1 protein-coding gene is annotated in these 1,010 nt (G+C 68.6%); it reads right to left on the reverse strand.

Annotation, left to right across the window (positions count from 1 at the left end; all coding sequences use genetic code 11):
- Nucleotides 1–1,010 (reverse strand): C2 domain-containing protein (locus LFA75_RS23735; RefSeq protein ID WP_225236179.1); only part of this gene is annotated, 1,010 nt, incomplete at both ends.

Below are 1,010 nucleotides of genomic sequence, written 5' to 3' on the forward strand. Positions count from 1 at the left end.
CACCCACACCATCGACGTACACGTGCACCGCACCTGACACAGACACCTGATCCGGGTCCACCGACCAACCCGACACCACCACCTGGCCACCCACGGCCGACAAGGACTCCCAACTGGCCACCGGGGACGCCAACTGCGTCGTGATCGACCGACACCCCAGCGCAGCGTGCCGAGCAGCCGGATCCACGTCGATGGCATAGACGCACACCGAGTGCACCCCCGGCGCCACCCGCGCGGTGTAGGAGAACCCGTGCCGCGAACCGCCACCAGGGAACCGCGCAGCCACATCACCCCGCTCACCATCAGCAGTCACCGCCACACCCACACCATCGACGTACACGTGCACCGCACCTGACACAGACACCTGATCCGGGTCCACCGACCAACCCGACACCACCACCTGGCCACCCACGGCCGACAAGGACTCCCAACTGGCCACCGGGGATCGTGACAGTCGACCGACGGTGACGGAGGCCCCCCCACTGGTGACTGCGGCGACGGTGATCGCCACGTCGCCGCCGGCGACCTGGATCTCGACTCCGACCGGCAGCGCCGTCTGCAGATCGTCTGCCCAAGCGCTGGGCGAGGAGGGCGAGCCATCCAGGAGCAACGACGTGTTCCCGTCCGCGGACGCGGCCCGACGGAGCACCACGCCGCTGTCCAGGTCGTAGGCGTTGCGGGAGTCGCCCAGCCATGAATCCTGTCCACTGGCCTGGCGGTACTCCAGGTAGTAGACCGTGCCGTCGGAGGTGGTCAGCTTGATCGCGCGCGTCCCCGAAGGCGCAGCCAGCGGCGCGAGGTTGACCGTCGTCGCAGCGCTCGACGAGGTGAGTGCTACCTGCTCACCGGTCGGCAACAAGCCCAGCAGTGCCGCCTGGGCGGCGTTCAGCGAGCCCACCTGACCCCATGAGATGCCCATGACGTCGTAGAAGTCGTAGTACGACCGGGTCTGGCAGGCGCCCGACTCCAGGGACGAGGGGCACTGCAGCTCGGAGGAGTGCCCGAGGCCG

The organism is Klenkia terrae (assembly GCF_900491935.1).
In the GTDB taxonomy this organism is placed as follows: Bacteria; Actinomycetota; Actinomycetes; order Mycobacteriales; family Geodermatophilaceae; genus Klenkia; species Klenkia terrae.